Genomic DNA, 26,689 nt, shown 5'->3' on the forward strand with positions numbered 1-26,689 from the left:
GACGTAGACCCGGCGGTGCGCCTGCTAGCTACAGCGGCAGCGCCGGGCCTTCGGGGGGCGCCGGGCCTGTAGGGCTCGCCGAGTTTCCGGGCCGTGCCGTGTCTTCGCGCAGGGCCGGCGGCTGCGGCGTCTCCTCGGCCATGGTGATACAGCCGCGGCCGGCCTGCTTGGCCTGATAGAGTGCGGTATCCACCTGTTCGAGCAGCCTGTGCGAACTGGTCTGGCGCGGCTCGGCGATTCCCGCCGAGAACGATAGCTGCAGCTCGCACGCGCTCAGTGGCTGCTGTACCAGGCGCGCCAGGACCCGGCCCAGGGTGGCATGAGCGGAGAAGCGGTCGACTCCCGGCAACAGCAGCAGAAACTCCTCGCCGCCCCAGCGGATCAGGGTGTCGCTCTGACGCAGCATGGTGCCGACCAGATCGCTGAACTCTCGCAGCACCTCGTCGCCGACCGCATGGCCGTGTTCGTCGTTGACCGTCTTGAAGTGATCCAGATCGAGCATGGCCACGGCCAGCGGCTCGCCATAGCGGCGGCTGCGCCGGATCGCCTGCTCCAGCAGTTGCTGGCCGTAACGCCGATTGTGCAGCCCGGTCATCTCGTCACGCGTGGCCAGATACTCCAGCCGGCGGTTGCGTGCCTCGAGCTGGCGCGTCTGTTCGCGCTGGGCGGTGAGGTCGACCAGACACGCGAGGCGCAGCGGCTGGCCATCGGCGTCGTTCACCAGGCTATCCGCCACCTGCACCGAGCACAGCGAGCCGTCGCGACGCACCACTTCCACACGTTGCTGCCCGCCGCCGTCGGCGAGCGCCGCCTGGTGGTGGCGCTCGCCGCGCTCGCGCGAGGCGGGGGCGAGCAGTTCGCCATAGGGGCGCCCCAGCAGCTCGCTGGCCGCGTAACCGAGGAGCGTACAGAGCGTCGGATTGACCAGGCGCAGGTAGCCCTTGGCGTCGATCACGCAGGCGCCGATCGGCAGGCTGCCGATCCACTGGTGCAGCGATGCCGGCAGCCGGGGTGTGGGCGCCGGCAGATCGGCTGGATGCGGATCGAGCGGGGTGATCTCATCGAGGGCGACCAGCACCTGGCGGCCGGCGTCGGCCTCGATCTGGCGGCAGCGCAGCCGCAGTGCGCGCAGCGATCCGTGACGGTCGCGCAGATGGCAGCGGCGCCAGCCCTGGGGGGCGCTGTCTGCCCGCCGTCGCGCGGGATGATCGTCGGCCGCCAGCGGCTGGTGCTGATCATCGAGCCACTGCCAGGGATCGGCGAGGGGCGGTCGAGCATCCAGCGCGAGCTGCTGGCACGCCAGCGCGTTAGCGCCGGCAACCCAGTTTTCGTCGCCTTCGACGCGGTAGACCAGCGCGGCAATGCCGAGCTGGTCGAGTCCATCCAGGGTGGCCTGTAGGGTCGGCTGACGCGGCGGCTGGCCGGCGTCGCCGTCGGGAAGTGCCTGCGGAGCGTCCATGGGGAGAGCAGCCAGGTAAGATGACAAGAGACGCTGGCGCTCAGTGCTGACCACGGACCAGCGCGAGCTGGGCCGGCTGACACTGGGGCAGACGTTCGGTTTCCGGGCGTGCGTACCAGTAGCCCTGCTGACGCGTGATACCGCGCCCGTAGAGCCAACGCGCCTCTTCCAGGGTCTCCACGCCTTCTGCGACCAGCGCGATATCGAGCTTCTCAGCCAGGTTCACGATCTGGTCGATGAGGATCTGCTGACGCGGGGCCCTGTCAACGCCATCCACCAGACGGCGGTCGATCTTGAGCAGATCGGGCGTGATATCCACCAGTAGATCGAGATTGGCGTGGCCGCTGCCGAAATCATCCAGCGCCACGGTCATGCCCATGTCGCGATAGGTGTCGACGATGTTCTGCAGATGGCGTCGATCCCGGACATGCTCGGTCTCGATGATCTCGAAACAGAGCCGGTCCACCGGCCAGCCAAGCCGCTCGGCGGTGACCAGTGTGGCCTGGATGCAGGCTTCGGGTTCGTAGACGGCGTTGGGCAGGAAGTTGATCGAGAGCAGGCCCTGGTTGCCGAGCCGATGGGCCAGCTCCAGCGCCTTTACCCGGCACGCCTGATCGAAGCGGTAGAGGTTGTCGTCGTCGACCCGACTCAGCACGCTGAACGCCGAGCCGCCGTCGCTGCCGCGTACCAGCGCCTCATAGCCGTAGATCTCGCCATGCTCGAGATCCACGAGCGGTTGGAAAGCCATGGTGAAGTCGAACGGCAGCGGAGCATCGCAGCGCCGGCATACCGATTCGTGTCTCGCGCATCCCGGCATTGTGGTCCTCCCTGACGCGACAATCTGGGTAATCGAGGTGATGGAGCGGTTGGGCGGCGTCGACGCAGCACCCAGCATGCCCCATGCATCCAGACTAGAAGAGATCGGCGCCGACGAATAGTCGCGATGTTATCGCCGTGGCGGCGAGATGCCCGCATGGCGCCATCGTCAGGGGCGGAATGTGACGCAGCCACCTAAGCTAAGAGCTGGATTCGGTGGCATGAGGCAGGGAGGCGCATGCGCGCAACGACGCTGGGATGGCTGGCGCTGATCGCGCTGGGTGTTGCGCTCGACAAGGGCGGCATCGAGGTGCCGCGGGCGTGGAATCCGTTCGCGCCGCTGGTGGTGGGCGATCCGGTGACGCCGGTCACCCGGCTCAAGCTCGCCCGCGTCGAACGCGACCCCGAGGCGTGCCGCGCGGCGCTGCGCACGGCCCCGGAGGTGCGCTTCACGCCGCTGGCGGACTACACCCCGGCGGCGGGCTGTCCGCTGACCGATGTGGTACGCCTCCAGGGCACCGGAGTGCGCTTCAGTTCCAGCTTCGTCGCCACCTGCCCGCTGGCCCTGGCGTGGACGATGTTCGAACGCCACGAGCTTCAGCCCCTGGCCGAGCGTAGCTTCGGCAGCCGCGTCACCGCGGTGCGCCACTTCGGCTCCTTTGCCTGCCGCAATATCTACCACCGGAAAAACGCCAGACGCAGCGAGCACGCCACGGCGTCGGCGCTGGACGTGGCGAGCTTCACACTGGCCAATGGCGAGCGCATCGATCTACTCGAGGATTGGAGGGGCGACGGGGTGCGGGCGGGTTTCTTGCGCCAGGTCCAGGCGGCGGCCTGTGGCTATTTCGGGACCGTGATCGGCCCCGATTACAACGCCGCCCATGCCAATCACTTTCATCTGGGGATGCGCGGCGTTGCCTTCTGCCGCTGACGGCAGATAGCGGTTGCGATGCGCTCAGTTGCCGAGGTTGATGTCGTTCGAGTCGGTCGCTGCCCCGGTGGCCGCACCCACGCCACCGCCGATCACGGCACCGTCGGAGACATCGCCGCCGGTGGCCGCGGCGGCGCCGGCGCCCACTGCGGCACCCACACCGGCACCGCTGACCGCGCGTTCACCGGTAGTGGTGCCGCAAGCGCTGAGCAGCAGAGCGGTGGCCATCATGAAGGGAATCGTACGTAGCATGATCAATCTCCTGAATCGACATCGGGTTCCTTGGCGCCAAAGGCCATGACTTCAGCATAGCCCGGGTGATGACAGGCGCCACCGCCCCCGGGATGTGCGATGCCGATGAGGTAGGGCCACGGGGCGCTCAGGGTCTGGGCTGCTGCTGGGTGATGCAGTGGATGTTGCCACCGCCGAGCAGAATCTCCCGCGCCGGTACTCCGATCACCCGGCGCCCCGGGAAGAGCTCTGCCAGCGTCTCGCGCACGCTGTCGTCGTGGCTGGGATCGAGCAGCGGCATCACCACCACGCGGGTGCCGATATAGAAGTTGACGTAGGAAGCCGCCATGCGATCCCCCGGGCGCCGCGGACGCGAGCTCGACAGGCGGTCGACGCCACTGGCTTCCTCTTCGCCCAGATAGAGCGGGCCCGGCTGCGGCAGTCTGTGCACCACGAAGCGGCGGCCGCGGGCATCGGTGGCGCTTTCCAGAATCTCCAGCGCCTGCCGCGAGATGGCGTACTGCGGGTCGCGCTCGTCGTCGGTCCAGGTCAGCGCCACCACCCCGGGGGCGATGAAGCAGCAGAGGTTGTCGACGTGGCCATCGGTCTCGTCCTGATAGCAGCCCGCCGGCAGCCAGATCACCTTGTCGATGCCCAGGTAGTCGGCCAGCAGTCGAGTCTGGGCCTCGCGGCTGAGCTCCGGATTGCGATTGGGGTTGAGCAGGCACTCTTCGGTGGTGATCAGCGTGCCCTCGCCATCCACATGGATGGCGCCGCCCTCGAGCACCATCGGCGCGGCAAAGCAGGGGATGCCCAGCATCTCGGCGATCTTGCGCCGAATGCGCCGATCCTTGTCCCAGGGGAAGTAGAGCCCGCCCTTGAGCCCGCCCCAGGCGTTGAAGTCCCAATCGACCAGGGCGATGCGGCCGTCGGGGTGGGTGACGAAGGTCGGGCCGACGTCGCGCATCCAGGCGTCGTTGCTCGAGAGCTCGACCACCCGGACGTGCTCCGGCAGCTGGTGGCGGGCGTTCTCGTACTGCTCGTCGTTGACCCCGACGATCACGGTCTCGCTCTCGGCGATGGCGCGGGCGACCTCGACGAAGGCGCGCTGCGCCGGCTTGGCACCCAGGCGCCAGTTGTCCGGACGCTGTGGCCACAGCATCCAGCAGGCGTCATGGGGAGCGAACTCCGCCGGCATGCGAAAGCCCAACTGGGCGGGCGTCTGGGAGGGGGGAGCGAGATCGGTCATGACAAACGCCTGCGGGAACCCTAAGGTTATCGGTGAACGGTAGTGGGTGCGTCGAGAGTACAGCGTGGGTGCGTCGTGACGGCGACTTTAGCACCCTGCGATGCGCTTGCGCAGTGGGTCGCGGATGCGCTCGCAGCACCCCGGGTCAACGGAAGATCCCATCGGAGAGACAGGAGAGAGTCATGCGTTTCAGCGTCAAGGGTATCGCCGAGGGCCAGCCGGTCCCGGCCGAATTCGCCTTCGCGGTGCCCGATCCCGGACAGCACATGCGTTTCAGTGACAACCGCAATCCAGAGCTGCGCTGGCTCGACGCGCCGCAGGGCACCCAGAGTTTCGTGGTGCTGGTGATGGACCCGGACGTGCCCAGCGTGGCTGACGACGTCAATCAGGAGGGCAAGCGCGTGCCCGCCGATCTTCCACGGGTCGACTTCTACCACTGGGTGCTGGTCGATATTCCCGCCGATGTCACCCTGCTCGAGGAGGGTGAGTTCGCCGATGGCGTGGTGCCGCGGGGCAAGACCCCGGGCAAGCGCCGCAAGGGCATCGAGGGCATCAACGGCTATACCGGCTTTCTCGCCGGTGACCCGGACCTGGCCGGCACCTACGGCGGCTACGACGGTCCCTGCCCGCCGTGGAACGATGAGATCGTCCACCGCTACATCTATAGCGTGTTCGCCCTCGACGTGCCGTCGCTCGAGCTGGAGGGCGATTTCACCGGTGGCCAGGTGCGCGAGGCGATGCGCGGCCACGTGCTGGCCGAGGCCAGCGTGACCGGCACTTACACCCTCGACCCGGCGCTGCGCTGAGCGCCGCCGCCGACGGGGTGAATTCGCACGGTGGCCGAGCCGATGGCTGATACGCAACGCACTACCCGGCGTCTCGGCCTCGGCATGATGCTGCTGTGCTGGGTAGTGATGCTGGCGCTGGCGGTGTGGTGGTTTCGCGGCGTCGAGAGCCGTCGCGCCAATCCCAATCTCGAGCTCTCCCGCCACGCCGCCCCCGGGGCGCCGGTCACCCTGGCGCGCAATGCCGCAGGCCACTTCGTCGCGCCGGGCGAGATCGACGGCCAGCCGGTCACCTTCCTGCTCGACACCGGCGCCACCTATGTCTCACTGTCGCGTGGGCTGGCCGAGCGCCTGGGTCTGCAACCCGGCCCTGCGGCCACCTTCACCACCGCCAATGGACGCGTCGAAGGGCGCCTCACCACCCTCGACAGCGTGCGCCTGGGTGGTCTCTCTGCGCGTCGGGTGGCGGGGTCGATACATGCCGGTATCGGCGATGACATGGTGCTGCTCGGCATGAGCTTTCTCGGCCGCTTCGATATTCAGATCCGCGCCGATCACCTGACGCTGAGTCCACGCAAGCCCTGACACGGATATATCTAAAGAAGTGTCGCCCGGTAGCGACAACACTTGCGTAATCTCTGCGTGATTGTCGTTTACAATTGTTCTCTCGGGTGACTCACGCTGACACTGTCGGACAGCTCGACAGCGCTGCGTGACCTAATATGAGCTCTCGCCGCAGTGCACTGCAGGGAATTGTCGCGTGTCAGGCCCGGTCGGCCATGAACGCGTGGTTGCATTCAAGGAGTCGAAGATGACGCTGACACGCTGGCGGCCTTGGCTGCTGCCCTTTTTGATCACGCTGGGGCTGGCGGGATGTGAAAACCTCTCCACCAGCAGCTTCGAGATGCCTGACATCTTCGGCAGCCAGTCCCGGGACGAGAATGTGGTCAAGCGTCAGATCGCGTTTCCGGCGGAGGAGTACGCCAAGCTCGAAAAGCACGGTACGGCGGCGGTGCAGGGGCGGCTGAGCTACACCATGCCGGGTGGGCGGACGATCGTCGGCGCCAACGAGACGATCTCGGTGGCGCCGGCGACGCGCTACGCTGCGGAGGCAGCCGATGTCGCGCTCTCCGGGCGCCGGATCGAGCCCGCCGACCCGCGGGCGCGCGACTACACCCACTATGCCAAGACCGATGCCAATGGCTACTTCGTGGTGCGCGGCATTCCCGCCGGGGTCTTCTACGTGGCCGGCAGCGTGCTGCTGCCCGGCGGAGAGTCGCGCAGCCCGATCATCATCAAGCAGGTGACGCTGCGCGATGGCAAGACCCGTGAGGTCGAGCTGAGCCGCTGATCGCGGTGCAATGAAGCGGCCGAGCGGGGGCGCAGGTCGCCCAGTGGGATCGGTTTTTCCTAAGTCTAATGAGTGAAAGGGTGGCGAGTTATCTCGCACATCCGCTCTGAAGCCTATCTCGAGAAAGTGTGATGGATAGTGAGTAACACCAGATTATCCAGATGGGTTAGTGGGTTACAAAGGTGTCATATGAGGTATCATGATCGCTCGGATACCATCGGCGTTGATTGAACTTGGCGTAGCATAGCGTCTCTAAAGATTTCGTTGCGTTATGCGCCACCTTGGTTCACCGTTCACTATCAATCGGTCGATGCCTTAGCGCGTCACACAATAAATGAATCGGTGGTATGCAGGGCCGGGTTTCGAGGCCAACTCAAAGGGATGGAAGACAGCTTGGACAGCACTGCACATCAAGATCGCGTACTGATCATCGAAGACGACGAGCGGCTGGCGCATCTGACTCGCGAATATCTGGAAGCCAATGGTTTCCAGGTCGGACTGGAGCATGATGGCGCTCACGGCGTGGAGCGGATCATCGAGGAGCAGCCGGACATGGTCATCCTCGACCTGATGCTGCCCGGTGAGGATGGACTCTCCATCTGCCGCCGGGCGCGGCCACACTATGCCGGTCCCATTCTGATGCTGACCGCGCGCACCGACGACATGGACCAGGTGCTGGGGCTGGAGATGGGCGCTGACGACTACGTGCCCAAGCCGGTGCAGCCGCGGGTGCTGCTGGCACGCATGCGCGCGCTGATGCGTCGCGCCGACAGTCTGGTGTCGTCGAGTGGTGCCACGCGTCTGACCTTCGACAACCTGGTGATCGACAGCGCCACCCGCGAAGCCTGGCTCGAGGAGCAGCGTATCGACCTCACCAGTGCCGAATTCGATCTGCTCTGGCTGCTGGCCGACAACGCCGGGCGCGTGCTCACCCGCGAGGAGATCTTCTCGCAGCTGCGCGGGATCAAGTACGACGGCCAGGATCGCTCGATCGACGTGCGCGTATCGCGTATTCGTCCCAAGATCGGCGACGATCCCAATCATCCCCACCGCATCAAGACGGTGCGCAGCAAAGGCTACCTGTTCGTCAGGGATAGCTGAGCCACGAAGGCGACCGCGCTCGCGGTCGCCTTCGTTTGCCGACCCACCCCCTTATTCCCCGCGAGAGCAGCGATGCGGCGTTCGCTTACCGACAGCACGTTTCTGCGCTTCTACCTGGCGCTGCTGGCCGCACTGGTGATCACCTTCGGGTTGGCACTATTCGGCTTTCTGATGGTCGACAAGGTGCGTCAGGAGCACTATCGCGAAAGCCTGGTCAGCGGCCCCTTGGCGCTGCTCGCCGATCTGGTCTCACGGCAGCCGCTGGACAGGCGCGACGACTGGCTCGCCTCGATGGCCTCGACCCTGGGCATGCCCCTGGGGCTGTTTCGGCTCGAGGATCTTTCGCTCGACTATTTCGAGCGCGCCCGGCTGGAGGAGAAGCGCCCGGTGATCGAGGCCGCCGACGACGGCTGGCGCTCGCTCTATAAGGTACCGCAGTCCGACTGGGTGCTGGCGGCGCGCATCAACTCGCTCAACGAGATGCAGCTGCGCGGCATCACCGAGGTTCTGCGCAGCTGGCTCAGCGGTGAGTCGGACAAGGTCCAGGCCAAGCGCCTGCATCGGGTGCAGCAGCAGTTCCAGGTGCCGGTGGGCCTCTACGCCGAGCCGCCGTCCCACGTCGACCCGATCCAGGCGACCCGGCTCGATGCCGGCGAGGTGGTCGTGCGTCTCGACTCCAGCCTGAGTGCGCTCTACATCCACGCCCGGGTCGGCCCCGATCGCTGGCTGCGTATCGGCCCGCTGCCCAGCTTCGAGGCGATGCCGCTGTCACTGGCGCTGGCGCTGCTGATCATCGTGCTGATCACGCTGGCGGGGGCGATCTATCTGATCGTCTGGAGCGTCGAGGGGCGGGTCGGCCGGCTCGAGCGTGCGGCGACGCGGATCGCCGCCGGCCATCTCAATGCCCGTGTGCGGGTCGACGGCAACGACTTCCTCGGCCGCCTGGGCATGGCGCTCAACGGCATGGCGGCGCAGGTGCAGTCACTGCTGCGCAGCCAGCAGGAGATGATCCGCGCGGTCTCCCACGAACTGCGCACGCCGGTGGCGCGTATCCGCTTCGCGGTGCAGATGCTCGAGGATCTCTACGGCGAGGGCCATGCGCGCAAGCAGCTGGAGGGCATCGACGAAGATATCTCCGAGCTCGATCGTCTGATCGACGAGATCCTCACGTACGCCAAGCTCGACAGCGAGAACGCCCAGGGCGTCACGCTCAAGACCGAAAGCCTGGAGTGCCGCGCGCTGGCGTGGCGAGTGCTGGAGATCCTCAGCCCGCTGCATCCGCATCTGACGCTGACGGTGGCCGACGGCGAAGAGCTGGAAGTCGAGGCGGAGCCGCGTTATCTGCAGCGTGCGGTGCAGAACCTGGTCGCCAACGCCTGCCGCCACGCCGAGACCCAGGTCTGCATCACCATCCACCGCGAGCCGCGGGCGATCCGTATCGATGTCGAGGACGACGGCCCCGGCGTGCCGGAGAAGGATCGCATCGCCATCTTCAAGCCTTTCGCCCGGCTCGACGACAGCCGCACGCGGCGCTCAGGCGGCTATGGTCTGGGGCTGTCGATCGTGCAGAAGATCATGGTGTGGCACGGCGGCAACGTGGTGGTGGATCGCAGCGAGCGCCTGGGTGGAGCACGCTTCAGCCTGCTGCTGCCGCTGCACGCGCGCGAATCGATCAGCCCGCTCAACTTCGACGGCGGCGCCCACTGAGCGCCGTCGCTGGCGCTCAGGCCGGCTTGATGCCGCTCAGTACCGCAAAAGAGGTATCCCGCGCGGTGCGAATGAAATCCTCCATCCACGGCAGCGCCCGGTCGTTGTCGCGGATCGCCGCGTAGAGCGTGCTCCACACCCCCTCCTTGCCCAGCGGCAGCGCCTTGACGTAGTCGCGCTCCAGATACTCGGTCAGAGCCCAGTTGGGCAGGGCGCAGACGCCACGCCCGCTGGCCACCAGCTGCATCATCATCACCGTCAGCTCGGCGCTGCGAATCTCGCGCGGGCGAATCTCCGCCGGCTCCAGGAACTGGGTGAAGATATCCAGCCGCGAGTGGTCGATGGGGTAGACGATCAGCGTCTCCTCGACCAGATCCGGCGGCTCTACCCAGCTCTGCCCAGCCAGGGCGTGCTGCTTGGCCACCGCCAGCAGCCCTTCGTAGCGGAACAGCGGGGCGTAGTGGATGCCGGGCAGCGGCTCGGGATTGTCGGTGATCACCAGATCGAGCGCTTCGCGCACCAGCGCCGGCAGCAGGTCGAAGTTCTGGCCGCTGGGAATGTCCACCTCCACCTCGGGCCAGTGATCGCGGAAGTGGTCGACCGTGGGCATCAGCCACTGGAAGCAGCTATGGCACTCGATCGCCATGTGCAGGCGCCCCTGCTCGTGCCCGGCGAGGCGGGCGAGATCGCGTTCCGCCAGGCGCAGTTGCGGCAGTACCTGCTCGGCCAGGGCCAGCAGCCGCTCTCCGGCGCGGGTGAAGGCGACCGGGCGCGTCTTGCGCGCGAACAGCGGCATGCCCAGACGCGACTCCAGATCCTTGATCTGGTGCGACAGCGCCGACTGGGTGAGATGAACACGCTCCGCCGCCTCGACCAGCGAGCCGGTGTCTCGCAGGGCGATCAGCGTACGAAGATGGCGAAGTTCGAGCATGCTATGAATATTGTTCACGTCAGGGATTAGGAAAACGCGTTTGATTCAGGGAAAGGGCGTGGCGAGACTGCTCGTCTGGCCGTCGGCCCCGATGTTACCCGCTAATGCACAGAGACCCTACCTATGACGACCCTGGTTCACACGCTCGGCTATCCGCGTATCGGCGCCCACCGCGAGTTGAAGAAGGCCGTCGAGGCCTATTGGCAAGGCGAACTCGACCGCGATGCGCTCGAGCAGGCGGGCAAGCGCCTGCGTCTGACGCATTGGCAGGAGCAGCGCGATGCCGGGCTCGATGTGGTCACCGTGGGTGACTTCTCCTTCTACGATCAGGTCCTCGATGTCTCTGTGCTGGTCGGTGCCGTACCGCCACGCTTCGGCCAGGTGGCAGGCGATGTCGACCTGGACACCGGCTTCCGCATGGCCCGGGGCCGCGCCCCCAGCGGTGAACCCGCGGCGGCCTGCGAGATGACCAAGTACTTCGACACCAATTACCACTATCTGGTGCCGGAACTCCATACCGGGCAGCGTTTCCGCATCGCCAGCCAGCGGCTGTTCGACGAGGTGCAGGAGGCCCACGACGCCGGGCACCCGGTCAAGGTCGTGCTGACCGGGCCGCTGACCTGGCTGTGGCTGGCCAAGGTGAAGAGTGAAGGGCTCGAGCGGCTGGCGCTGCTCGACGCGCTGGTCGCCACCTATGGCGAGATTCTGGCACGCCTGGGGGCGCTTGGGGTGGCGTGGGTCCAGCTCGACGAGCCGGCGCTGGTGCAGGATCTGCCCAGCGCCTGGCAGCGTGCCTTCCAGGCCGCCTATCGCCAGCTGCAATCGGCCCCGGTGAAGCTGCTGGTGGCGACCTACTTCGGGGCGCTCGGCGACAACCTGGAACTGGCGCTGGCGTTGCCCGTGGCTGGGCTGCACATCGATCTGGCACGGGCCCCGCAGCAGCTCGACCCGGTGCTCGAGCGCCTGCCGCAGGACAAGGTGCTGTCACTCGGCGCCATCGACGGGCGTAACGTCTGGCGTGCCGATCTGCGTGCGCTGGCTGCTGCGCTGGCGCCGGCCAAGGCGCGTCTCGGCGAGCGCCTGTGGATCGCGCCCAGCTGTTCGCTGCTGCACGTGCCGGTGGACCTGGCGCACGAGACCCGGCTCGATCCGGCGCTCAAGCGCTGGCTCGCCTTCGCTCGCCAGAAGCTCGACGAGGTGGCCACCCTGGCACGGGTGGTGGATGGCAGCGAAGGTGCCGCCGATCGTCAGCGTCTCGAAGAGGCCGACAGCGCTCTCGCCGCCCGGCGGGCCTCCCGGCGCATCCATAACCCCCGGGTCGGCGAACGGCTCGCGCGGCTCGAGGCCGCCGACACCCGGCGCGATAGCGCCTATGCCGTGCGCGCTGTGGCCCAGCGCCGCCATCTGCAGCTGCCACTGTTCCCGACCACGACCATTGGCTCCTTTCCGCAGACCCAGGCGATCCGCCAGACCCGGCGCGAGTTCAAGCAGGGCAGCCTGAGCCGCGAGGCGTACGAAGCACGCATGCGCGAGGAGATCGCCCAGGTGGTCGCACGGCAGGCAGCCCTCGGCCTCGATGTGCCGGTGCACGGCGAGGCCGAGCGTAACGACATGGTGGAGTACTTCGGCGAGCAGTTGGATGGCTTTGCCTTCACCCAGAACGGCTGGGTGCAGAGCTACGGCTCGCGCTGCGTCAAGCCACCGGTGATCTTCGGTGACGTCGAGCGTCCGCAGGCGATGACGGTGCGCTGGAGCGAATACGCCCAGTCGCTGACCGACAAGCCGATGAAGGGCATGCTCACCGGGCCGGTGACCATTCTGCAGTGGTCGTTCGTGCGTGATGACCAGCCACGCGAGGTGAGCTGCCGCCAGATCGCGCTGGCCCTGCGCGACGAGGTTGCCGATCTCGAACGCGCGGGTATCTCGATCATTCAGATCGACGAGCCGGCCTTCCGGGAGGGGTTGCCGCTGCGCCAGGCCGAGTGGCAGCACTACCTCGACTGGGCGGTGGCGTGTTTCCAGCTGAGCGCTGCGGTGGTGCGCGACGAGACCCAGATCCATACCCACATGTGCTACTCGGAGTTCAACGACATCATTGGCGCGATCGCGGCCATGGATGCCGATGTCATCACCATCGAGACCTCGCGCTCGGACATGGAGCTGCTGGATGCGTTCCACGACTTCGACTATCCCAACGAGATCGGGCCGGGGGTCTACGACATCCACTCGCCCAACATCCCCACGGTGACGTGGATGGTCGACCTGATGGACAAGGCGGCGGAGAAGATTCCGGCCGAACGGTTGTGGGTCAATCCGGACTGCGGGCTCAAGACGCGCGGCTGGGCCGAGGTCGAGCCGGCGCTCGCCAACCTGGTCGAGGCCGCGCGACTGCTGCGCCAGCGCTTCGCCTGAGTCTTGCCTGAGCGGCGCAGCGCGGCGGGCGCCCGAGCCTGCGTCGGCCGCGCTGCACATGGTAGTCTTCGTCACGCGCCACGAGTTCGCTCGCGGCGCTTTTTTGTCGTCCAACCGCAAGTTTTGTCGTCCAACCGCAAGCTGCTGTCAGCCAACAACATTCGGGAACTCGCTCATGTCTTCCGTGCCTCTTGCCGCTCTTCGTCGTGCTCTGACGTCGCCCCGCGCGCCCAGGCTCGCCGCCACGCTTCTGCTCGCCTCGTTGGTCGCCGGCTGTGCCGGTGGTGCCCAGCCGACCTCGGGCGGGTCAGGCGCTGGCGGGGGTACCGGTGTCGATAGCCCGAAGGCGGCCGGCGCGCCGCAGTCGCCGCTGCTGCCGAGTGCCTTCTTCGCCGATGGCGGCGAGCGCTTCAGCGCCTGGCGCTGCACGCCGTCGCAGAATCTGGTGACCACGACGCCGGACGCCAAGCGCCTGCGCCTGTGGACCGCGCTCGGCAGCACGGAACTGCAGCGTGCAGTGGCCGCCGACGGTGACCGCTATGTGCTCGGCGGTGTCGCCTTCGAGCGCCACGGCCGCGACGCCCGGGTCGAGAGCGACAATGGCCAGCTGGTCTGCGCGCTGGCCAGCGAGCGCGCCACCACCACGCGCCAGGCGCATCCACAGAGCATCTTCTACGCCAGCGGCAACGAGCCGGGCTGGAACGTCTCGCTCGACCGCCAGACCACCACCCTGACGCTGGTCTCCGACTACGGTCAGGCGATCGACACCTTCCGCTACCGCGTGGCCTCGGTGAAGAACGGAAGCGATGCGCGCATGGTGCTGGTCAGCGACAGCGGGCGCCAGCCGCTGGAGATGGATCTGCGCGCCGGCGCCTGTTTCGACGACATGAGCGGGCAGCCGTGGCCGGTGAAGGTGACCCTGCGCTACGGGCGCCACGATTGGCACGGCTGCGGGCAGGGGGTGGAGGCCAAACGCTGATATTCAAACGAATCTATCGAATGGTTTGTGCCAATATTCGCGGTTTTTATTTCAAAAACCACAATGAATAATGGCAGTCAGCGTTCACCCGCCGCCTTGGGCGGCGGGCTTCACCTCTACGCTCCAACCTTCACCCTCTGCAAGGGAAGCTTCGTCCATGACACAACGCATCCTGCTGATCACCAGTTCGCTGTTCGGCGAGAATGGCCAGTCCCGCGCTCTCGCCGCGGCTTTCAAGTCCGAACTCGCCGGGCGCGACGTCGCGCTGGTCGAGCGTGACGTGGTCGCAAGCGAGCTGCCGCACCTGAGCGGTGCAGAGATGGGGAGCTGGATGACCGAGCCCAGCGCGCGCACTCCGGAGCAGGTCGCACTCGCGAGCCACTCCGAAGCGCTGCTGGCCGAGGTCGAGGCCGCCGATCTGATCGTGCTCGCGGTGCCGCTCTACAATCTCGGCATCCCCAGCCAGCTCAAGGCGTGGTTCGACCGTATCCTGCGTGCGGGCAAGACCTTCAAGTACACCGAAAACGGTCCGGTCGGCCTGCTCGAGGGCAAGTCCGGGCTGATCCTGGCGGCGCGCGGTGGCCAGTACGCCGGTACCGAGCTCGACTCGCAGACGCCGCATCTGCGCCACATGCTGGGGCTGATCGGGATCAAGGATGTCCATGCCATCTACGCCGAAGGGCTCAACATGGGCGACGCCCAGAAGCAGGCGGCCATGACCGAAGCCCAGCAGGCGATTGCCGAGTACGTGGCCAACCACTGCTGATTTCCCGCTGCGCTGACGCGGCCACGCCGGATGCCGGCACTTGATCTCGAGGGCGGGAGACGATCCCATGCCAAGGTTTTTCCATAACGACGATATGGGCAAGCTGGTCCTGCGCCTGTGTGTCGGTGTGCTCATGCTGTTCCACGGCATCAACAAGGTGCTCCATCCGGCCGCTTTCGACTGGCTGGCGCAGACGTTGTCCGGCGTCGGCTTGCCGACTTTCATCGCCTATGGCGTGCTGCTGGGCGAGATCGTCGGTCCGCTGATGGCGATCGTGGGCTGGCGGGCCCGTATTGGCGGCTTGCTGATGGCTGGCAACATGGTCGTCGCGGTGCTGTTGGTGCATCTGCCGCAGTTCTGGTCGCTCACCAGCCAGGGTGGCTGGGCGCTCGAACTGCAAGGCATGTATCTGTTTGCCGCGCTGGCGGTGATGTTCCTGGGCAGCGGGCGTTTGGCGCTCAAGCCCGACTGAGCCTGCCGGCGCTTGCTGCCGAAGCTCTACAGCCGTAGCGACGAAAATCGCCCGCNNGCGGGCGATTTTCGTGATGGCAGGGGGGCGGTGCCACCCGCAGATCGACCACCCGTGCTAGCCGACATTCACCGTCGCGCGTTCCTGGTCTACCATGAAACGGTTCAACTCACTGACGAATCAGGAAGATTCCCATGGAATACCTGCACACGATGGTGCGCGTGTCGGATCTCGATGCGTCGCTGCACTTCTATTGCGACCTGCTCGGCCTCGAGGAGGTATCGCGCAAGGAGAGCGAAAAGGGCCGTTTCACGCTGGTCTTCCTCGCCACCCCCAACGACCGGCCGCGCGCCGAAGCGGAACAGTCCCCGATGGTCGAGCTGACCTACAACTGGGACCCGGAGACCTACACCGGTGGGCGCAATTTCGGCCACCTGGCCTACCGTGTCGACGACATCTATGCGCTGTGCGACAAGCTCCAGAGCAATGGCGTGGCCATCAATCGCCCGCCGCGGGATGGCCATATGGCCTTCGTGCGTTCGCCTGACGGTATCTCCATCGAACTGCTGCAGAAGGGCGAGCCGAAGCCGGCGCAGGAGCCCTGGGCGTCGATGGAAAACACCGGCTCCTGGTAAGTCACGTGAATCGCTCGTTCGCGATCTTTCTCGGCTGGCTGCTGCTGGTGGCGCTCGCCGCCAGCAGCGGCATCCTGGCGCCACCGGGGCCCTGGTACGCCGCGCTCACCAAACCGCCGCTGACGCCTCCGGACTGGCTCTTTCCGGTGGCCTGGACACTGCTCTATCTGCTGATGGCGGTGGCCGCCTGGCGAGTCACGCTGGTGGCACCACCTGGGCAGCGACGCCGGGCCTTGACCCCCTTCGTCGCTCAACTGCTCGCCAACGCGCTGTGGTCGTGGCTGTTCTTCGCTGCCCACTGGATGCTGGTGGGGCTGCTCGATCTGCTGCTGATGTGGGGGCTGATCGTGTGGACGCTGGTCACGTTCTCGCGCTACTCGCGACTGGCGGTGCTGCTGTTGCTGCCCTATCTGGTCTGGGTCAGCTTCGCGGGTTATCTCAACGCCGGGTTGTTGGTGCTCAATTTTTCCACCGGTTGAGCATTGAACCCGCCGGGGCACAGACAGGAACGAGCCAGGAGACTGCATGGGAGATAACGATCGGCTAGTATCGCTGCCGGCGACCCTCGAGGCTGCCCTGCGTCGGGAAGCGGCTGGGCTGGAACGCCTGGATCGCGATACCTATGCGCGCTTTGGACGCGATCCCTGCGAGCCGATCGTAGGGCTCGGCCCGCGCAGCGCCCGGCTTGCGATCTTCGGCCGCGATCCAGGCACCCGCGAGGTCGAGACCGGGGAGCCATTCGTCGGCGCAGGGGGGCAGAAGGTGCGTACCGAGCTCTACCGGCACCGCCACCAGGAACCGCCGCCGGACTTCGATGCCGCCCTCGCGATCGGGCGTGAGCTGTTCTGGATCAATACCGTGCCCTACAAGCCCCAAGGCAACAAGGCTTGGTCGATGGCGGTCAAGCGTCGCTTCCAGCCGCTGGTGGCGCAACTGCTCGACGCCTGCTGGCAGGGCGAGCGGATCATCACCCTGGGGCGGGAAGCGTTTCTATGGTTCGGTATCGATCAGCCGCGCGAGGTTCGCGCGGCGCTCGACGCGTTCTGGGCCCGGGAGGATCGCTTCGCGGCGCTGCACGCTACCCGGCTGCGCCTGCCGGATGGCCGGGAACGCACCTTCACGCTGGCGCCGCTGCCGCATCCTTCACCGCTCAATCAGCGCTGGTTCAAGCGCTTTCCCGAGCTCATGGCCCAGCGTCTGGAGGCCCTCGACGGGGGATGAAAGCGAGCCCTTATTTAATATTAGTAAAAATTTAACTAAAGAGTCCGGCAATCAGACCCGTCCGAGCGCCTGCCAGTCCAGGCGCTCGCTGTGGCGGGCTAGTCTGGCTTGACCGCCATCCGCCCGCTGCCCAGGAACATCACCGCCAGCGCCGCGCCGAGGAACATGCCCTGCAGCTCCAGCGTCCAGCCGCCCTGGCCGTTCAGGCTCGACAGCTGTGATAGGTGCACCAGGACGATGGCCACCAGCATGTTGATCGCCATCAGTAGTCCGCCCAGGCGGGCCTGCCAGCCGAGGATCGCCATCAGCGGGGCGATGATCTCGCCCACCAGCACGCCGTAGGCGACGAAGGAGGGGACGCCCATCTGTGCGAGCTGATGGGCGATACCGTTGAGACTGGCGGGGTCCATCAGCTTGTGCAGACCGTGCAGCAGGATCAGAATCCCCACGCAGAGTCGCAGCAGCAGTTTGCCTAAGTCGTCGTTGTGCATGAAACGCATGAGCCAGCGCGTCCTTGTGGTTGGGTCGATAGGGGGGTGGAGTGGGTGACGGATACGAGGATGGATGACACTTCCCTCGGGCGTATGACGTTTCTTCGGGACGGTGACATTATACGTCGTGCGCCGAGATTATCAGAGTTTGTTAATAGAAAGTCAGTGTCGTCATGGGCTTACAAAGTAAATCGGCAAATTTGAATGTTATTTGAAGTTAAAACAAGCGATACTCTTGTGCTGTCACCTCAGCGCGCCTCAAACTCGGCCGATACCGACGCCTGAGGGCGCGCCGTGCCCGCGCCGAGGTAATAACAAGATTGCGAGCCGATCACCATGCCTAGCCGCTATCTCTTTCATCTCTGGCGGCGCGTTACGCGTCCCCCCGATAGGCTATCGGTGGAGCGTCGCCGCAGTTTCGAGATCATGGCCGAAATCTATCTGCTGGCCCTCTGCCTGCAGATTTTCATCGCCCCTGTCCTGTATCTGCTTGGCTATAGCGTGATGGGACACCTGAATCTCGTCTGTGTGCTTGCCTACGCGGTGGCGCTGCGCCTGCACCGGCACCTCTGGGTGGCGCTGGCCCTGGGGGTGAAGCTGGGCGCCTTTCTCCTGCTGTTGATCTATGGCGCCTTGGTGCTGGGCAGCGACAGCGGGGTCGTCTACTGCTTGCTGTTCGCCGAGGTGGAGCTGATGCTCGCCGATCTGCGTCGACGCACCAAGCTGCTGTTGACGGCCGGACTGGCGACGCTCGCCCTGGGCCTGGCGGACCTGCCCAGGCTGAACTCGCCGCCGCTGGGTTTCGAGGCGCATCTGCTGGAGAATTTCGTGCTGGTGGCGGTTTTCGTCATGCTGTGCATGGTGATCTTGCGCATGCTCACGATCACCGACCGCCACGAGTACCGTTACCGCCGCGATGCCATGCATGACTCCCTGACCCTGGTCCTCAATCGCCGTGCCATTTTCGACAAAGCTTCGGCCTACTGGCGTCAGCAGACAGCGTTCGCGATGATCCTGGTGGACGCCGATCACTTCAAGGAGATCAACGACAACTTCGGCCATACCGCGGGGGACGCGGTGCTGCACCATCTGGCCGGCGTGCTCAGGGATGCGCTGCGCGGCGAGGACGACGTCGGTCGCGTCGGCGGTGAGGAGTTCCTGCTGCTGTTGCCGGAAACCAGCATCTCGGAGGCGGTGACGGTTTCCGAACGTATCCGCGTGCGGCTGGCCCGGCGCCCGTGTCAGTTCGGCGGTCAGCTGATGCCGGTGACGCTGTCGATGGGGATTGCCTGTGCCGACGAGGGCGACAAGCTGCAGAGCATCATCGAACTCGCCGACCGGCGGCTGTATGCCGCCAAGTCGGCCGGGCGCAATCAGGTGGTGGCCGAGGGGCATGTCGAGAGCGCCAACTCGCGCAACGCCGGGCGGCTGTCGCGCGGGGTGAAGGATGCGCTGCAGTCGGAAGATGGCTAGGGGCTGCCGAGAAGTCACTGTCGAGAAGCCCAGCGCGGGGTGCGGGGCTTCCCGACAGGCCTGGCGTGCGCAGCCCAGGCCTCTCAGCCCGAGTGCAGACGTTGCGGCATCCAGCGTGCCAGCGCGCGCTGGATGCGGCCGGCGGCAGCCGCCGCCAGCGGCGTGCACAGCACCCAGGGCAGGGCGATCAGAGCGATGCTCAGCGCGCCCATGTAGACATCGCTGAACCAGTGCGCGCCGACCATGATGCGCGGGGCGCTCAGCAGCACCACGAAGGCCACGCTGAGCAGGGCGATGCGGCGCGCGGCGAAGCGCAGCATGAAGCCGGCGAACACCATCAGCATCAGGCCGTGATCGCCGGGGAAGCTGTTCGATGCCGAATCCTTGGTCGGAATCGAGACCACGTCGGTCAGTCGCATGGCGTTGGCGAAGAAGCGGGTCGGGCTGGGGTGGCCATAGCTGATGCCCTTGGTCGTGAACAGCGCCAGCACGCCGGCGGTGAGCACCATGGTCACACCGATACCGATCCAGCGGGTCAGGCGCTCGGGATGCGGATCGCGAAGCATCGCCCACAGGAACAGCAGGCCCATGATCGCCAGCGAGATCATGTCGAAGGCGCGATGGTTGAGAATCGCCAGAGTATCGTCCCACCAGTTGGGCTCGGGCGTGATCAGGGCGTTGAAGAACCAGAAGATACGATCGTCGAGATCGCTCCACAGCATGTCGTGGGGCCAGGCCCAGCTCAACAGCAGCAGCAGGCCGGTAACGTTGAAAGCGACGATACGCTTGAGATCGAGACGGGGGCGGGTCATGAAGGAGCCTTGCCGAACGGCGTTGCAAGAGACGGTAAGGCGCCATTTTAAGTTAAGCTGGGCATAAGAAACAATGTTTCTTAACTTCGCAGACTCACCCCTGACATCTTTCTATGGCAGACGTCGGTGTCAGGCGACGTATAGCACCGCTATACAGCCAGCGGCCCCGTCATCTGACGGGGCCGCTGGTGTCACCGCAGGCCGCCGGCAAGGGCGGTGGTCAGGGCGAGGCGATCAGCCGTCGAGTTCGGCGATCTTGTTGTGCTGTTCGACCAGGTGCTGGCGCGCCGCCAGATACTCCTTGAGCTTGCCGCGCTCCTTCTCGACCACCGCCTCCGGCGCCTTGGCTACGAAGCTGTCGTTGGAGAGCTTCTTCTCGATGCCGACGATCAGCTTGTCCTGCTTGTCGATCTCCTTGTCCAGCCGTGCCAGTTCGGCTTCCTTGTCGATCAGATCGGCCATCGGCACCAGCACTTCCATGTCGCCCACCAGCTGGGTCGCAGCCAGCGGCGCCTGTGCCGGATCGTCGAGCCAGTCGGCGCTCGCCAGCTTGGCCAGTTTGGCCAGGAACAGGCGGTTGGCCTCTAGACGCTCGCGGTCGCCGGCGTCGCCCTTGGTCAGCAGCACTTCCAGCGGCTTGCCGGGGGCGATGTTCATCTCGGCGCGAATATTGCGCACGGCGACGATCACGCCCTTGAGCCACTCGATGTCGCGGATCGACTGTTCGTCGATGCGCGAGGCGTCGGCCTCCGGCCACGGCTGGGTCATCAGGCTGGCGCTCTCACCGGACGCGGTGCCGGCCAGCGGTGCCACGCGCTGCCAGATCTCTTCACTGATGAACGGCATCATCGGATGCGCCAGACGCAGCACTGTCTCCAGCACGCGAACCAGGGTACGGCGAGTGCCGCGCTTGGCTTCCGGCGTCGCGGCGTCGTCCCACAGCACCGGCTTGGAGAGCTCCAGGTACCAGTCGCAGTACTCGTTCCAGACGAAGTCGTAGAGCGCCTGGGAGGCGTGGTCGAAGCGGTACTCGTCGAGGGCGTTGGTGACCTGGGTCTCGGTCTGCTGCAGGCGCGAGACGATCCAGCGGTCGGCCAGCGACAGCGCCACCGGTGCGTCGTCGAGGCCGACATCCTCGCCCTCGGCGTTCATCAGCACGTAGCGCGAGGCGTTCCACAGCTTGTTGCAGAAGTTGCGGTAGCCATCCAGGCGGCCCATGTCGAACTTGATGTCACGCCCGGTGGTGGCCAGCGAGAGGAAGGTGTAGCGCAGGGCGTCGGTGCCGTGGGCCTCGATGCCCTCCGGGAACTCGGCACGGGTTGCCTTCTCGATGGCGCGTGCTTTCTGCGGCTGCATCATGTTGCCGGTGCGCTTGGCCACCAGGGTTTCGAGGTCGATACCGTCGATCAGGTCGATCGGATCGAGCACGTTGCCCTTGGACTTCGACATCTTCTGGCCCTGGCTGTCACGCACCAGGCCGTGAACGTAGACGGTCTTGAACGGCACTTCGTCGGTGAACTTCAGCGTCATCATGATCATCCGGGCGACCCAGAAGAAGATGATGTCGAAGCCGGTCACCAGCACGCTGGTGGGGTGGAAGGTCGAAAGCGCCGGCGTCTGTTCCGGCCAGCCCAGGGTGGCGAAGGTCCACAGGCCCGAGCTGAACCAGGTATCCAGCACGTCCTCGTCCTGGGTGAGCGCGACCTCGGCGCCGAGGGCGTACTTGTCGCGGGCCTCCGCTTCGGTGCGCGCCACGTAGACGTTGCCCTCGGCATCGTACCAGGCCGGAATACGGTGGCCCCACCACAGCTGACGCGAGATGCACCAGTCCTGCAGGTCGCGCATCCAGGCGAAGTACATGTTCTCGTAGTTCTTGGGCACGAACTGGATATCGCCGTTCTCCACCGCGGCGATGGCCGGCTTGGCCAGCTGCTCCACGGCGACGAACCACTGATCGGTGAGCAGCGGCTCGATGACATCGCCGGAGCGGTCGCCGTAGGGCAGGGTGTTGCTGATCGTCTCGATCTGCTCGAGCAGCCCGGCGGCCTCCATGTCGGCGACGATGCGCTCGCGCGCCTCGAAGCGGCCGAGCCCGGCGTAGGCGGCAGGCAGGCTGACATCGATGTCGTCCAGCGGTTGGCCCTGGAGATCGAATGCCTCGGCGCGTTCGAGGATGGTGGCATCCTGGGAGAAGACGTTGATCAGCGCATGGTTGTGGCGCTTGCCCACCTCATAGTCATTGAAGTCATGGGCCGGAGTGATCTTGACGCAGCCCGAGCCCTTCTCCATGTCGGCGTGTTCGTCGGCGATCACCGGAATGCGGCGGCCGACCAGCGGCAGCTCGATGAACTTGCCGACCAGCGAGGCGTAGCGCGGATCCTCCGGATTGACCGCCACGCCGGTGTCACCCAGCAGGGTCTCCGGGCGGGTCGTGGCGACGACCAGATAATCCTTGCCGTCGGCGGTGGTGACACCGTCGGCGAGCGGGTAGCGGAAGTGCCAGAACTGGCCCTGTTGCTCGCGGTTCTCCACCTCCAGATCGGAGATCGCGGTGTGCAGGGTCGGGTCCCAGTTGACCAGGCGCTTGCCGCGATAGATCAGCCCCTCGTCGAACAGGCGCACGAAGACTTCCTGGACCGCCTGGTAGAAGCCGTCATCCATGGTGAAGCGTTCGCGGCTCCAGTCGACACTGGCGCCCATGCGCCGCAACTGGCGCGTAATATGTCCGCCGGACTCCGTCTTCCACTCCCAGATCTTGTCGGTGAACGCTTCGCGGCCTAGGTCGTGACGCGACTGGCCGGTCTCCGCCGCCAGCTTGCGCTCCACCAGCATCTGGGTAGCGATGCCGGCGTGGTCGGTGCCCACCTGCCACAGTGTGTTGTTGCCGCGCATCCGCCGCCAGCGCGTCAGCGTGTCCATGATGGTGTCCTGGAAGGCGTGGCCCATGTGCAGGCTGCCGGTGACGTTGGGCGGCGGGATCATGATCGAGAACGGCTCGCCCTGGCCGCTGGGGGCGAAGTGGCCGTCCGTTTCCCAGCGTTGATACCAGCGGGTTTCGATCTGATCGGGTTGGTACGTCTTGTCCATGGCGGCTTCTTGACTCGGCAAACGATGGCGGGCACGCGGCGCCTGTGAAGGCGGGCGGCGTGACGAAAATGGCGAGGATTATACCTGCTGAGGGCGGAGCGCGTCAGGTTCGCGTCGGGCGAGGGGGGGCGGGTGTGACCCTCACAGCTTGTGCGCTTCGACCCGGTAGCCGCGATCCTTGTAGGTCTTCCAGCAGGCGCGCTTGCAGCGCAGCACGTCCTGGTGCTGGTTGATGATCTCGGCGACGCGCTCGACCCGGGAGAACCACTCGGGAATGTCGTCGTGGAGATTGAGCATCGCCTGCACTCCGGGTTCCGGGGCGGCCTGCCAGCCGATGCTCACCGGCGGTGCCGGTTCCACCGCGTCGCCCACCACCGCATGTGGCACATAGCTTTCGTCGCGGAATTTCCACAGATGCTCGTCGAACTGGCGCGCCATCGCCTCGTCCTGGGTATGGACATGCAGGCGATACCCCTTGCGGTAGATCGTCTCCGCCAGGCGGCAGGCGAAATCGAAGCGCGCCTCCAGCGTGGTGTCCTGAAGGATGTAGAAGTCGACTTTGGTCATGAGCGCCCGTCTGTCATTGGGTCCGTTGGTAGATGCCGGTGACACCGCCTGCGCCGATCAGCAGAGTGCCACCGATGCGATTGGCGACCCGCTGAACGCGTGGGCTGCGGATTCTGTCACGCGCCGTCGCTGCGAGTAACCCATAGAGCGCCGCATTCAGCGTGGCCAGGATGACGAAGGTCGCCTCCATCAGCGCAATCTGCGGGAGCAGCGGGGCATGCGGGGTGAGGAACTGCGGCACGAATGCGACGAAGAAAATGAGGCTTTTGGGGTTGAGTGCAGTGACCACGTAGGCGTGCCAGAAGAGCCGATGGTTGGCGCTGGCTGGGGAGGTGTCTGGCGCGGCACTCGTCACCTCGTCGGCGATCGGCATCGTCGGCGCACGCCACGCCTTGATGCCCAGGTAGATCAGGTAGGCGGCGCCGATCCATTTCAACACGCTGAATAGCGTGGCCGAGGTGGCCAGCAGTGCCCCCAGGCCTGCCATGGAGGCGGTCATGGCGGTGAGATCACCCAGCGCCACGCCGCCCACGGTGGCGGCGCCGGCGCGACGTCCGTGATTCAGTGCGTGAGAGATCACCAGCAGGATGGTCGGGCCGGGAATCGCCAACATGAGGGTCGATGCCGCCACGAAGGCGAGCCACATTTCGAGAGGCATGGGGGCGTCTCCTGCCAGTGCCATGGCTCTCTAGTCATCCACGGGATCGACGCGGCTGTCAAACCGCGACCGCTCCCCCTGCGACAGGCCTGACGCCGCGCTCGGCATTCGCGACCGCACCAGGCGCGGTACCTGGCGATACAGGCTCAGACGCCGCCGTCGACATCGATCAGGGCGCCGGTGGTGAACCCGGCTTCGGCCAGCCACAGCACCGCGTTGGCGATCTCTTCCGGCTCGCCGATACGCCCCATCGGAATCACCTCTCCGGCGACATCGGGCTTGTCCGGGTTGCCACCGCTGGCGTGAATGGTGGTGCGGATCACCCCGGGGCGCACGGTGTTGACGCGGATGCCCTCGCCGGCGACTTCCTTGGCCAGACCCTCGGTCATGGTGTCGATGGCGCCCTTGGAGGCGGCGTAGTCGACATACTCACCGGCACCGCCGAGGTGTGAGGCGGCGGAGCCGACGTTGATGATCGCACCACCGTTGCCGCCGTGGCGGGTGGACATGCGCTTGACTGCCTCGCGGGCGCAGACGAAGGGGCCGACCACGTTGATCTTCATCATCCGATCGACACGCTCGAAGCTCATCTCGTCGACGCGGCTGATCTGGTCGACCACCCCGGCGTTGTTGACCAGCACGTCGACCCGACCCAGCTCGCGGTCGACGGTCTCGAACATGGCGACGATGGCGCCTTCATCGACCACATCGGCCTGAACCGCGATGGCGCGGCCGCCGGCGGCCTCGATCTCGGCGACCACCTTGTCGGCAGAGGCCTTGTCGCTGCGGTAGTTGACGGCCACGGCGTAACCCTTCTGGGCCGCCATGCGGGCGGTGGCGGCGCCGATGCCGCGGCCGGCACCGGTCACGATCATGACTGGTTTCATGCACTCCTCCGATAGCGGGGTGAGAGAGTCGACGCCACGCAGGCGCGCGGCGTCGACAGGCAGCCTATCAGGCTGCGGGTTCGAGCGGATACACGGCACAGAGCTTGTGGCCGTCGGGATCGCGCACATAGGCCAGGAAGAGGTCGCCCATCGGCGTATGGCGCACGCCCGGCTCGTCCTCGATCGAGGTGGCGCCCTGGGCGACCGCGGTATCGTGGAAGCGCTGGGCCTGCTCCTGGGAGCTGCAGGTAAAGCCCAGGGTGTCGCCGTTGCCCACGGTGGCGGGTTCGCCGTTGATCGGCTCGGTGACGACGAAGGCGTTGCCGTCATGACGATAGGAGAGACGCTGGAGGCCGTCGTACTCGAAGCGCTGGCCGGCTTGCGCGCCGAGTACGCCGAGCACCTCGTCGTAGAAGCGCTTGGCGCGCTCGATATCGTTACTGCCGATCATGATGTGGCTGAACATAGGGGCTCCCCTTGAGGACCTTGTCGATAGTGAAAATGGATACCGAGCCCGCTTCGCGTCAGGACGCGATCAGGCCAGACGCATCAGCCAGCCGCGGGTGTCCTCGCTGCGGCCGTACTGGATATCGAGCAGGCGCTTGCGCAGCTGGGCGCTGACCGCTTCACCTGCCACCGGTGGTGTGGCGATACGCTCGTCTTCGCTCACCAGCTCGCCGATCTGGGTGATCACGGCGGCGGTGCCGCAGGCGAACACTTCGGTGATCTCGCCGCTGGCGACGCCGTCACGCCACTCGTCGATGCTGATCTGACGCTCTTCCGGGGTGAGGCCGGCATCGCGGGCCAGTTCGAGGATCGAGTCGCGGGTCACGCCCTCGAGGATCGTGCCGCTCAGCGCCGGGGTGACCAGGCGGCCGTCACGGTAGACGAAGAACAGGTTCATGCCGCCCAGCTCTTCGATCCACTTGTTCTCGGCGGCGTCGAGGAAGGCGACCTGGGCGCAGCCGTGCTCCTCGGCTTCGGCCTGGGCCAGCAGCGAGGCGGCATAGTTGCCACCGCACTTGGCGAAGCCGGTCCCGCCGGGGGCGGCGCGCTTGTAGTGGGAGGAGAGCCAGATCGAGACCGGCTTGCCGCCGCCCTTGAAGTAGGAGGCCGCCGGCGAGGCGATCAGGTAGTAGTCGACCTCGGCGGCCGGCTTCACGCCCAGCGACTTGCCGTTGCCGATCATGAACGGGCGCAGGTAGAGGCTGCACTCTTCGCTATCGTTCTGCGGCGTCGGCACCCAGGCGGCGTCCTGGGACACCAGCGCTTCGAGCGAGCCGAGGAAGGTCTCGTCGTCCAGCTCCGGCAGGGCCAGGCGACGCGCCGAGGCGCGGAAGCGCGCGGCGTTCTTCTGCGGGCGGAAGGTCCACACCGAGCCGTCGGCGTGGCGGTAGGCCTTGATGCCCTCGAAGATCTCCTGGCCGTAGTGCAGTACCGGCGAGGCGGGGTCGATCAGCAGCGGCCCGTAGGGGCGAATCTCGCCGCGCTGCCAACCGCCCTGCTTGGTCCAGCGTACGTGCACCATGTGATCGGTGAAGAAGCGGCCGAAGCCCGGATTGGCAAGAATCTCGTTGCGCAGGTTGGCATCGAGCGGGTTGGACGAGAGGCGAACTTCGAATCCTGACGTGGACACTGCGACTTCTCCTGGCGGCCCCGAATGATGGCGGC

27 protein-coding genes are annotated in these 26,689 nt (G+C 66.1%); 14 read left to right on the plus strand and 13 right to left on the minus strand.

Annotation, left to right across the window (positions count from 1 at the left end; genetic code table 11):
* Positions 1–28: 28 nt before the first annotated feature.
* Both DOM66_RS14080 and DOM66_RS14085 read right to left on the minus strand, forming a co-directional pair.
* Entirely contained in the window at positions 29–1,459 is a 1,431-nt protein-coding gene (locus DOM66_RS14080) for a GGDEF domain-containing protein (protein ID WP_110690613.1), read from the minus strand.
* Between the two features lie 40 nt (positions 1,460–1,499).
* A complete protein-coding gene (locus DOM66_RS14085) occupies positions 1,500–2,207 on the minus strand; it encodes an EAL domain-containing protein (RefSeq protein WP_455431019.1) in 708 nt (235 codons plus the stop codon).
* A 306-nt stretch (positions 2,208–2,513) separates the two neighbouring features.
* On the opposite strand from DOM66_RS14085, the gene DOM66_RS14090 reads away from it, so the two are divergent.
* Positions 2,514–3,206, plus strand: a complete 693-nt coding sequence (locus tag DOM66_RS14090) for an extensin-like domain-containing protein (RefSeq protein WP_110690614.1) — start codon at positions 2,514–2,516, stop codon at positions 3,204–3,206.
* 24 nt (positions 3,207–3,230) lie between these two features.
* On the opposite strand, the gene DOM66_RS14095 is transcribed toward DOM66_RS14090, so the two are convergent.
* Entirely contained in the window at positions 3,231–3,458 is a 228-nt protein-coding gene (locus DOM66_RS14095; RefSeq protein WP_106419670.1) for a hypothetical protein, read from the minus strand.
* A gap of 127 nt (positions 3,459–3,585) precedes the next feature.
* Positions 3,586–4,686, minus strand: coding sequence for an agmatine deiminase (gene aguA, locus DOM66_RS14100; RefSeq protein ID WP_110674874.1), 1,101 nt, complete (start codon positions 4,684–4,686; stop codon positions 3,586–3,588).
* Positions 4,687–4,868: 182 nt separating this feature from the next.
* Here aguA and DOM66_RS14105 point away from each other — a divergent pair, with 182 nt between their 5' ends.
* From DOM66_RS14105 to DOM66_RS14125, 5 genes are all read left to right on the plus strand, one after another.
* Positions 4,869–5,492, plus strand: coding sequence for a YbhB/YbcL family Raf kinase inhibitor-like protein (locus tag DOM66_RS14105; RefSeq protein WP_110690615.1), 624 nt, complete (start codon positions 4,869–4,871; stop codon positions 5,490–5,492).
* A gap of 42 nt (positions 5,493–5,534) precedes the next feature.
* Positions 5,535–6,056: a retropepsin-like aspartic protease family protein gene (locus DOM66_RS14110; RefSeq protein ID WP_110675290.1), complete on the plus strand. Its 522-nt coding sequence runs from the start codon at positions 5,535–5,537 to the stop codon at positions 6,054–6,056.
* Positions 6,057–6,282: 226 nt separating this feature from the next.
* Positions 6,283–6,822: a carboxypeptidase-like regulatory domain-containing protein gene (locus DOM66_RS14115; RefSeq protein WP_110674872.1), complete on the plus strand. Its 540-nt coding sequence runs from the start codon at positions 6,283–6,285 to the stop codon at positions 6,820–6,822.
* A 381-nt stretch (positions 6,823–7,203) separates the two neighbouring features.
* A complete protein-coding gene (locus DOM66_RS14120) occupies positions 7,204–7,923 on the plus strand; it encodes a response regulator transcription factor (RefSeq protein WP_110674871.1) in 720 nt (239 codons plus the stop codon).
* 72 nt (positions 7,924–7,995) lie between these two features.
* Positions 7,996–9,630: an ATP-binding protein gene (locus DOM66_RS14125; protein ID WP_110674870.1), complete on the plus strand. Its 1,635-nt coding sequence runs from the start codon at positions 7,996–7,998 to the stop codon at positions 9,628–9,630.
* 16 nt (positions 9,631–9,646) lie between these two features.
* Here the strand turns inward: DOM66_RS14125 and DOM66_RS14130 are convergent, their stop codons facing one another.
* Positions 9,647–10,561 carry a LysR family transcriptional regulator gene (locus DOM66_RS14130; RefSeq protein ID WP_110674869.1) on the minus strand — a complete coding sequence of 305 codons (915 nt, stop codon included), beginning with the start codon at positions 10,559–10,561 and terminating at the stop codon, positions 9,647–9,649.
* Between the two features lie 123 nt (positions 10,562–10,684).
* Here DOM66_RS14130 and metE point away from each other — a divergent pair, with 123 nt between their 5' ends.
* The 7 genes from metE to DOM66_RS14165 all read left to right on the plus strand — a co-directional run bounded on the left by metE (position 10,685) and on the right by DOM66_RS14165 (position 17,043).
* Complete coding sequence (gene metE, locus DOM66_RS14135) at positions 10,685–12,973, plus strand: 5-methyltetrahydropteroyltriglutamate--homocysteine S-methyltransferase (RefSeq protein WP_110690616.1); 2,289 nt, start codon at positions 10,685–10,687, stop codon at positions 12,971–12,973.
* Between the two features lie 175 nt (positions 12,974–13,148).
* Complete coding sequence (locus DOM66_RS14140; RefSeq protein WP_157959052.1) at positions 13,149–13,952, plus strand: C-type lysozyme, inhibitor; 804 nt, start codon at positions 13,149–13,151, stop codon at positions 13,950–13,952.
* A gap of 157 nt (positions 13,953–14,109) precedes the next feature.
* A complete protein-coding gene (locus DOM66_RS14145) occupies positions 14,110–14,718 on the plus strand; it encodes an FMN-dependent NADH-azoreductase (protein WP_110674866.1) in 609 nt (202 codons plus the stop codon).
* Positions 14,719–14,785: 67 nt separating this feature from the next.
* Entirely contained in the window at positions 14,786–15,190 is a 405-nt protein-coding gene (locus tag DOM66_RS14150) for a DoxX family protein (protein ID WP_110674865.1), read from the plus strand.
* Positions 15,191–15,381: 191 nt separating this feature from the next.
* Entirely contained in the window at positions 15,382–15,822 is a 441-nt protein-coding gene (locus DOM66_RS14155) for a VOC family protein (protein WP_110690618.1), read from the plus strand.
* 5 nt (positions 15,823–15,827) lie between these two features.
* Positions 15,828–16,301 carry a TspO/MBR family protein gene (locus DOM66_RS14160; RefSeq protein ID WP_110690619.1) on the plus strand — a complete coding sequence of 158 codons (474 nt, stop codon included), beginning with the start codon at positions 15,828–15,830 and terminating at the stop codon, positions 16,299–16,301.
* 46 nt (positions 16,302–16,347) lie between these two features.
* Positions 16,348–17,043 (plus strand): uracil-DNA glycosylase family protein, encoded by a 696-nt coding sequence (locus DOM66_RS14165; protein WP_110690620.1) that lies wholly within the window; start codon positions 16,348–16,350, stop codon positions 17,041–17,043.
* Between the two features lie 98 nt (positions 17,044–17,141).
* On the opposite strand, the gene DOM66_RS14170 is transcribed toward DOM66_RS14165, so the two are convergent.
* Positions 17,142–17,543 (minus strand): DoxX family protein, encoded by a 402-nt coding sequence (locus DOM66_RS14170; protein WP_345774420.1) that lies wholly within the window; start codon positions 17,541–17,543, stop codon positions 17,142–17,144.
* Positions 17,544–17,960: 417 nt separating this feature from the next.
* Between DOM66_RS14170 and DOM66_RS14175 the strand changes: the two genes are divergently transcribed.
* Entirely contained in the window at positions 17,961–19,007 is a 1,047-nt protein-coding gene (locus DOM66_RS14175; RefSeq protein ID WP_157959053.1) for a GGDEF domain-containing protein, read from the plus strand.
* A gap of 83 nt (positions 19,008–19,090) precedes the next feature.
* On the opposite strand, the gene DOM66_RS14180 is transcribed toward DOM66_RS14175, so the two are convergent.
* The 7 genes from DOM66_RS14180 to DOM66_RS14210 all read right to left on the minus strand — a co-directional run bounded on the left by DOM66_RS14180 (position 19,091) and on the right by DOM66_RS14210 (position 26,654).
* Positions 19,091–19,819, minus strand: coding sequence for a phosphatase PAP2 family protein (locus DOM66_RS14180; RefSeq protein ID WP_110690622.1), 729 nt, complete (start codon positions 19,817–19,819; stop codon positions 19,091–19,093).
* A gap of 234 nt (positions 19,820–20,053) precedes the next feature.
* The gene (locus tag DOM66_RS14185; protein ID WP_110690623.1) at positions 20,054–22,906 is read right to left on the minus strand and encodes a valine--tRNA ligase; all 2,853 of its coding nucleotides are present in this window, start codon (positions 22,904–22,906) and stop codon (positions 20,054–20,056) included.
* Positions 22,907–23,047: 141 nt separating this feature from the next.
* On the minus strand, positions 23,048–23,473 hold the full coding sequence (locus tag DOM66_RS14190) for a DNA polymerase III subunit chi (RefSeq protein ID WP_110674859.1): 426 nt from the start codon (positions 23,471–23,473) through the stop codon (positions 23,048–23,050).
* A gap of 13 nt (positions 23,474–23,486) precedes the next feature.
* A complete protein-coding gene (locus DOM66_RS14195; RefSeq protein ID WP_110690624.1) occupies positions 23,487–24,131 on the minus strand; it encodes a LysE family translocator in 645 nt (214 codons plus the stop codon).
* 146 nt (positions 24,132–24,277) lie between these two features.
* Positions 24,278–25,018, minus strand: a complete 741-nt coding sequence (locus DOM66_RS14200; protein WP_110674857.1) for an SDR family oxidoreductase — start codon at positions 25,016–25,018, stop codon at positions 24,278–24,280.
* 67 nt (positions 25,019–25,085) lie between these two features.
* Positions 25,086–25,484, minus strand: a complete 399-nt coding sequence (locus DOM66_RS14205) for a VOC family protein (RefSeq protein WP_110674856.1) — start codon at positions 25,482–25,484, stop codon at positions 25,086–25,088.
* Positions 25,485–25,553: 69 nt separating this feature from the next.
* Positions 25,554–26,654, minus strand: coding sequence for a branched-chain amino acid aminotransferase (locus DOM66_RS14210; RefSeq protein ID WP_232825158.1), 1,101 nt, complete (start codon positions 26,652–26,654; stop codon positions 25,554–25,556).
* Positions 26,655–26,689 lie beyond the last annotated feature (35 nt).

Source organism: Salinicola endophyticus, assembly GCF_003206575.1.
GTDB lineage: Bacteria > Pseudomonadota > Gammaproteobacteria > Pseudomonadales > Halomonadaceae > Salinicola > Salinicola endophyticus.